Origin of the sequence: Pseudomonas sp. PS02303 (genome assembly GCF_029959925.1) — a bacterium.
In the GTDB taxonomy this organism is placed as follows: Bacteria; Pseudomonadota; Gammaproteobacteria; order Pseudomonadales; family Pseudomonadaceae; genus Aquipseudomonas; species Aquipseudomonas mandelii.
This window is the reverse complement of sequence record NZ_JASCOM010000029.1, coordinates 43710-50570: the sequence shown is the minus strand read 5'-3', so window position 1 is coordinate 50570 and position 6861 is coordinate 43710. Positions and strand designations below refer to the sequence as shown.

At 59.5% G+C, this 6861-nt stretch carries 6 protein-coding genes and 1 pseudogene; 1 reads left to right on the top strand and 6 read right to left on the bottom strand.

Annotated elements, in window-relative coordinates; genetic code table 11:
- Positions 1-45: 45 nt before the first annotated feature.
- Both QMX98_RS10430 and QMX98_RS10425 read right to left on the bottom strand, forming a co-directional pair.
- Complete coding sequence (locus tag QMX98_RS10430; RefSeq protein WP_282410731.1) at positions 46-897, bottom strand: DUF1989 domain-containing protein; 852 nt, start codon at positions 895-897, stop codon at positions 46-48.
- A gap of 15 nt (positions 898-912) precedes the next feature.
- Positions 913-1566: a GntR family transcriptional regulator gene (locus QMX98_RS10425; protein ID WP_172792445.1), complete on the bottom strand. Its 654-nt coding sequence runs from the start codon at positions 1564-1566 to the stop codon at positions 913-915.
- Between the two features lie 176 nt (positions 1567-1742).
- On the opposite strand from QMX98_RS10425, the gene QMX98_RS10420 reads away from it, so the two are divergent.
- Positions 1743-2300 (top strand): TetR/AcrR family transcriptional regulator, encoded by a 558-nt coding sequence (locus tag QMX98_RS10420; protein ID WP_010461651.1) that lies wholly within the window; start codon positions 1743-1745, stop codon positions 2298-2300.
- Here the strand turns inward: QMX98_RS10420 and fabF are convergent.
- From fabF to QMX98_RS10400, 4 genes and pseudogenes are all read right to left on the bottom strand, one after another.
- Positions 2297-3571, bottom strand: a complete 1275-nt coding sequence (gene fabF / locus QMX98_RS10415; protein ID WP_282410730.1) for a beta-ketoacyl-ACP synthase II — start codon at positions 3569-3571, stop codon at positions 2297-2299. The two genes, QMX98_RS10420 and fabF, sit on opposite strands and share 4 nt — an antisense overlap.
- 32 nt (positions 3572-3603) lie before the next feature.
- Positions 3604-4398, bottom strand: a complete 795-nt coding sequence (locus tag QMX98_RS10410; protein ID WP_083374717.1) for an SDR family oxidoreductase — start codon at positions 4396-4398, stop codon at positions 3604-3606.
- Between the two features lie 217 nt (positions 4399-4615).
- Positions 4616-6038, bottom strand: a pseudogene (gene ltrA, locus QMX98_RS10405) (group II intron reverse transcriptase/maturase).
- Between the two features lie 474 nt (positions 6039-6512).
- Complete coding sequence (locus tag QMX98_RS10400) at positions 6513-6848, bottom strand: helix-hairpin-helix domain-containing protein (RefSeq protein WP_282410729.1); 336 nt, start codon at positions 6846-6848, stop codon at positions 6513-6515.
- Positions 6849-6861: the final 13 nt, after the last annotated feature.

Below are 6861 nucleotides of genomic sequence, written 5' to 3'. Positions count from 1 at the left end.
GATCTCAGGGACGCCTTCGCGGGCAAGCCTCGCTCCTACGTCCGATTATTTTTCCCAGTCGGCCTTGGCGATGTGCAAGCCATGCAGCCCTTTATACGCAGCACGTTCAGGCTGGCTCCAGCCCTCGAGCAATGAATCCTCCAACCGATAAATCTCCACGCCCAGCGGGCGACAGACGCTGAGCGGATCCTGCGCATCCGGCCCCCACATGGCCAGTGACAGGTCCCCTCCCGGACAGGTCGACAGCGCACACAGCAAATCGATCTCGGCAAAGAACTCCAGGTAATCGCCCTTCTGCGCCGGACAGGCTTTCATGAAGTACATGTCGTCGTGGTTAAGGCCCGTGCACTGGAAAATGTTCAGCACGTCATGCACATCGAACTCGGTCAGGCCATGGGGCAACACGGCTCGCGTCAGGTTGGAATGGCAGTGATGATGGAAATCCTCGCCGGTGAGCATTTTGTTCACATAGGGATCACAACGAGTGCCGAGTAAATCGTGCAAACGACCGCCATGCTCATCGATGCCGTAATCGGCCAGGCTGTCGTCGGTAATGGTCACCAGCGGCCGCAAGAAAGGCAGGTTCGACCAGAGCCGGTCATGGGTGCTGACATGGGCGCCCTGCAACTGCCGTGTGCGCGCCGCCCACAGACGCTCGCGCGGGTCGTTGGCATTCCACACATTGAAATCGCCGACTTGCGGGCCGACCGGGGTGGTCACGCGAAACACGTGCCCGGCCGGCACGTTCCAGGCCCGCCCGGTACGGATCGGCACCTCAAACTGCTCGATCAGCGAACGGCCCTCCTTCCTGTCGCGGATCCGCTCGTAAAACGCTTTGTCCACCTGCAAGGCCGAGCCTTTGCTGACTTGATAGGCCGCCGGATAGTCTTTGTACATGGCACACATCCTCGATCAGTGATGGGGGGTTGGGGCAAGCATTCGCAACAGAAGGTGTTCAGAGTCATCGAGGTAAGCGCTCATGGCGTCTGCGGCGGCGCGCTTGTCGCCCTCAGCGAGAAAGTCATGGATCTGCCGGTCGCGAGCCAGCCAGGGCGCCTGAAAACGTGATTCATCGGGCGCGGCGCAGAACGCCAGGCGCAGTTGCGCAACAACGTTGGTGAAAAACTCATCGAACAATGGGCTGCGCAGCAACCCGACGATGTGTTGATGAAACGCCAGGCTGTGGGTGCCGACGGCGCGCCAGTCCTCGCGTTCCCGGGCCAGCTCGGTGGCCTCCAGCGCCTCGAGCATCCGGCCCGATTGATCATCGCGCAATGGCGGGCTCACGCTGATGGCTTGCAGTTCCAGGGTACGCCGGACCTTGAACAAATCCCGAACATCATCCTGACCCAGCTTGCGCACCATCACGCCCTTGTTGCGCACGTAACGGGTCAGTCCATCCTGCCCCAGGCGGTGCAACGCTTCACGAATGGTGTTACGGGAGGCGTTGTAGGCAGACACCAATTCGTTTTCCACCAGCGCCATACCAGGCAGCAGGCGACCGCCTATGATGTCGGCGCGCAACTCCAATGTGATGTGATCGGCCAGGGACAGTCCACTGTTCATGCTCATCGCCTCGTGATTGTTCAACAATCGTCTGCTGACAAGTAATCACTATTCGTGCCAGCTGAATCGATGCGGCAGGACGAAGTTGGTCGCATCTGCATGCTTTTTAGAAGTAGAAGTACAGTCACCATCCCATTTTCATTGGTTAAGATGGCGCATTGTTGCGGAGATTTCAGATGCGTTACTCGCAGGACCATAAAGCCCAGACCCATCAACGCATCATCAAGGAAGCATCGGCGCGATTTCGCCGCGACGGTATTGGCGCGACCGGCCTGCAACCCCTGATGAAAGCGTTGGGGCTGACCCACGGCGGGTTCTACTCGCATTTCAAGTCCAAGGACGAACTGGTGGAAAAGGCCCTGCAGGCCGCCGGCGAACAGTGCGACGCCATCTGCGCCGAGCTGTTCGCGCAGGAGCACCCGCTGGAAGCATTCATCGACACCTATCTGTCTGAATGGCACCAGACGTCACCCGATCAGGGTTGCCCACTGCCGACCATGTCCTCGGAGCTTGGCTTGCGCGGACAACCCAGTCCGACCTCTGACGTGGTGCTCAATTCGAGGCTGGAACAAGTGCAAGGCACGCTTGAAGGCGAAGATGCCGCCGACCGCAGCATCTTCATTATGTCGGCCCTGGTCGGGGCGTTGTTGCTGTCGCGCAGTGTCGAGAATCCGGAGATGGCCCAGCGGATTCTCGACGTGACACGCGAATTTCTCAAACAGCCCTGGGATTAATCCTGCCAGCGTTTGAAGAGCACGCTGGCATTGACCCCGCCAAACCCGAAGCCATTGGACAGTGCATACTCCATCGTCATCGGCCGCGCCTGACCGTGGACGATGTCCACGCCTTGCGCCGCCGGGTCCGGGTTTTCGAAATTGAGGGTGGGCGGCACGACTTGATCGCGGATCGCCAACAGCGTAAAGATCGCCTCAATCCCGCCCGCCGCCCCCAGCAAATGCCCGGTGGCGGACTTGGTCGATGTCACCGCGATCTTGTTGTCCGAACCGAACAATGACTTGATGGCCGCCAATTCTCCAAGGTCCCCAACCGGGGTCGAGGTGGCGTGAGCGTTGAGATGCTGCACCTGTGCGGCAGAAATGCCCGCCTGGGCCAGGGCCAGCGACATCGCCCGACGCGCGCCGCTGCCATCTTCGGGGCCGGCAGTCAGGTGATAGGCATCGGCACTGGTGCCGTATCCGACCAGTTCGGCCAAGGGCTGAGCGCCACGGGCAAGGGCATGTTCAAGCGATTCGATCACCAGAAGGCCAGCACCTTCCCCCATCACGAAACCATCACGACCACTGTCGAATGGCCGAGAGGCACGCTCTGGGGTGTCGTTATAACCACTGGACAAGGCACGCGCAGCCGCGAAGCCGGCGAGGCTGACCCGATCGATCGCGGCTTCCGCGCCCCCGCACACGGCGATATCCGCCTCACCACAACGAATCAGCCGCGCGGCGTCACCAATCGCCTGGACCCCGGCCGCGCACGCTGTCACCGGAGCACCCAGCGGGCCTTTGAAACCATGCTGGATCGACACATGACCGGCCGCGAGGTTGACCAGAAAGGAAGGAATGGTAAATGGCGACAAACGTCGCGGACCGCGGCTGTCGGTTGTACGGACCGCATCGGCAATTGCGCCGAAACCACCCACGCCCGAGCCGATAATCGTCGCGGTGCGCTCCTGAGCATTAGCGTCTTGCGCTTGCCAACCGGACTGCTCCACCGCCTGGCGCGCGGCCTCCATGGCAAACATAATGAAGCGGTCCATTTTTTTCTGCTCTTTGGGCGGCGTCGCCCGGTCCGGGTCGAAACCCGCCTCGGGATCTTCCGTCATGGAGAGCACCGCGCCGCCGACCTTGGCCGGCAGATCAGCGACCACTTCGTCAGGCAACTGACGCAACCCGGAGCGTCCAGCCAACAGGCGCCCCCAGACCACCTCGACATCGCTACCCAGCGGGGACACCAGGCCCATGCCCGTTACAACCACTCGACGATTACTCATACCGCAATTACCTCAAGCCGATTGAAGACGCCTCACTTGTAACGCGTGGCGGCCGTACTTTTGGAAAGATTCGGGGCCATCACCAGACGAGCTTTTACAAAGTCATCCCACTCGGAGGCGTTCGGCAACGATGGAATGGTGATCAGCTCACCCTGGTCCAGACCGGACAATGCCGCATCGACCATCTCCCCGGCTTCCATCACCATGTCTGCGGGAATCTGAGTAGCGTCGATACCGGAGCGCTCCCAGATTTCAGTGCGTGTTACGCCTGGCAACACGGCCTGGACCTTGACCCCGGTACCGTCCAGTTCCGCGTTCAACGACTGCGTCAGACTTAACACATAAGCCTTGCTCGCGCTGTAAGTCGCGTTGAATCGCTCAGGAAACAACGCCACTACCGAGGCGATATTGATGATCGTGCCACGGCCAGCCTTTGCGAAAGCGGCGGCCGCTGCCGATGCCAGGCGCGTGACGGTGGTGACGTTGAGCTGGATCAGCTTTTCCATCTGGTCCATGTCGGAATTGGCCAACAGACCATCCGTTGCGACACCGGCGTTGTTGAGCAGCAGGCTGATACTCGAATCGCTGCGTAGACGCTGTTCGAGCTTCAGAACGTCATCTTTTTGTGTGAGGTCTGCCTTGAGCACTTCGACCTGGACACCATGCTCGGCGCGCAACTTGCTCGCCGCTGCCTGCAAGCGTTCCTCGTCGCGAGCGACCAGCAACAGATCAAAACCACGCGCCGCCAACCGCTCAGCGTAGATGGCGCCGATTCCGGAGGAGGCTCCGGTGACGAGGGCGGTTCCTTGGGTCTGGACAGAATTCATTAGCGTGCTCCTGGGAGGATGCGATTGGAAGAAGAGCGTCTGCTTTGGCGGACTCAGGAATTATTATAGGCATAATCCAAAGACAATATGATAGTCGTAATTTTTTACATACCGATAGAAGGCAAGCCGCCGTCCATAACGCCAAAATCGAGTAGGAGGCGGATTTACATCCGCCGTCCTCTCACACCACCGTACGTACGGTTCCGTATACGGCGGTTCAGGCTATGCGACTAAGTCTGTTTATCGTATCCAGTATCGAGACAAGCCCCAGTGCATCCCATCGCTTTTTTTGGCAGAGCCAGATTCATATGGGATGCACCCGCGTTCCACCATGGACCTCGACCATTGAAGGCTGACTTGCAGGCGGTCACCTCGCTGAGCCCGAGACGCATCAGGTTGCGGGCCCTCGTCGAGGACAGCTTCCACTGACGCCACACGGCACAACGAAGTTTTCGACGCACCCATCCGTCAAGCTCTCCAAGGGGACCTTTGCTCTGGCTGAGCTTGAAGTAACCACTCCAGCCAAGCAGGACAGGGTTCAGTTGCTTGACTACGTCCGACAACTTTCGGCCCCTCGCTCCACGCAGCAAGGTTCTGAGTCGGCCACGCAGGCGACCCAGACTCATCGTCGCCACTCTCAGCCTCGGCTGTCGATGCCAGCTCATCCCATAACCCAGATAGTCGCAGACCCAAGGCCGTGCCACGCGGCTCTTTTCCCTATTCAGCGTCAGTTTCAAACGCTGCCGCAGAAAGCGCTCGACGCCTGCCATCACTCGCTCGCCAGCATGACGGCTACGCACATAAATGTTCGCGTCATCCGCATAGCGCACGAAACGGTGGCCCCGTCGCTCCAGCTCACGGTCAAGTTCGTTGAGCAGGATGTTCGACAGCAGCGGCGAGAGGGGGCCGCCTTGCGGCGTCCCTTCCTGCCGTCGACTGGCGAGTCCGTCTGACATAGTTCCCGCTTCGAGGTAACGCCGGATTAGCGTGAGCACTCGCTTGTCTTCGATTTGACGCTCCACGTAGGCCATCAGCACGTCGTGGTTGACCCGATCAAAGAACTTCTCCAGATCAAGTTCCACACACCAGCGATAGCCCGCCGCCACATGGACACGGGCCATTTCAATGGCTTGGTGAGCGCTTCTGCCCGGACGAAAGCCGTAGCTGTAGTCCGAGAACAGTGGGTCGAAGATCGGCGTGAGCTGTTGCAACAGCGCCTGCTGGATCAGGCGATCCACGACGCTGGGAATGCCCAGCTGTCTTGTTCCACCTTTGGGTTTGGGGATCTCGACGGCGCGCACACCTTGCGGGTGATACTCACCGGCCAGCAACCGAGCCTTGAGGGTCGGCCAATACTGTTTCACGTAGCCCGCCAAGTGGTCGACCGCCATGCCATCGGCACCCGGTGCGCCCTTGTTGCTAACTACGCGTTGATACGCACGCTTAAGGTTGGCGGGTGCAAGCACCCGTTCCATCAGCGTGTCCGACTCCGCGTTCGTCCACGTCACAGACGCCGCCGATACCTGTGCGCTGTCAGCCGTCATCCTCGGATTCTGTCCGGGACTAGGAGTAACAGTCTTCTCTGGGAGAAATTTCTGCATTTCGGTATCCAACGAGACTCTGACGCCTACTGGCGGCATAACCTGTTCGGCCCTTGGTGACGCGGTTAGTCGCCACTTACTACGGCCTCGGCTGACTTCTGCACGCTCATCCCGTCGCCTCTCGGCGTCGGTAGCACAGGGGCAAACGTACAGATCTCCCAGGGTAATTCGCGTGACCTTCCTGCTTATGCCTGTCGGATTTACGTCGTAGCGTTCCGTGCAAGTATTGGGCTTTGATGATGCATGCCATCTCACCCCGCTACGCCGCCTAATCCGCTTCCTGTTCGTCAGGCCAGCACTTTGCCTCGGGCTTCCTTCAGATTCGCAGTCACCCACGACACCCTTGCCTCTGGCTAACACTTCCCCTTGCCGGGTGTGTAGAGGACTTTCACCTCCAAGTCACCAGCATGGCCACCACAGCCAAGCTGGTTGCGCTTGCGCGCAACGCGCCATGCCTGGCGCACATGCAAAAAGGCCGGTCAATGACCGGCCTCTTGGGCGTTTATCTAAAGCTTAGTTCACTTCCAGCTTCTCGCGGTTCTTATCCAGAATCGCCTTGCCTATCCCCTTCACTTCCAGCAGCTCGTCTACGGACGAAAAAGGCCCATTACTGTCACGATAAGCAACAATCGCTTTAGCCTTGGCTTCCCCGATACCGGATAGCTCACGCTGCAGCGTGGGTGCATCCGCTCCATTGAGATCGACTTTGGCTGACTGGGTCTTGGGCGCAACTTCCACCACCAGTGGTGCATTGCCAGCCTCCGGTTTTGCCGCAGGCGCGGCGATGGCAGCAATAGAGGCGCTGGTCAGCAGGGCGAAAACCAGAGAGTAGAAATAGCCAGTACGCATAAATGAAGCTCCA

What these genes read in the sequence shown, in the direction of transcription:
- QMX98_RS10430 (WP_282410731.1), bottom strand. Translation starts at nt 897, where the DNA reads ATGTACAAAGACTATCCGGCGGCCTATCAAGTCAGCAAAGGCTCGGCC.
- QMX98_RS10425 (WP_172792445.1), bottom strand. Translation starts at nt 1,566, where the DNA reads ATGAACAGTGGACTGTCCCTGGCCGATCACATCACATTGGAGTTGCGC.
- QMX98_RS10420 (WP_010461651.1), top strand. Translation starts at nt 1,743, where the DNA reads ATGCGTTACTCGCAGGACCATAAAGCCCAGACCCATCAACGCATCATC.
- fabF (WP_282410730.1), bottom strand. Translation starts at nt 3,571, where the DNA reads ATGAGTAATCGTCGAGTGGTTGTAACGGGCATGGGCCTGGTGTCCCCG.
- QMX98_RS10410 (WP_083374717.1), bottom strand. Translation starts at nt 4,398, where the DNA reads ATGAATTCTGTCCAGACCCAAGGAACCGCCCTCGTCACCGGAGCCTCC.
- QMX98_RS10400 (WP_282410729.1), bottom strand. Translation starts at nt 6,848, where the DNA reads ATGCGTACTGGCTATTTCTACTCTCTGGTTTTCGCCCTGCTGACCAGC.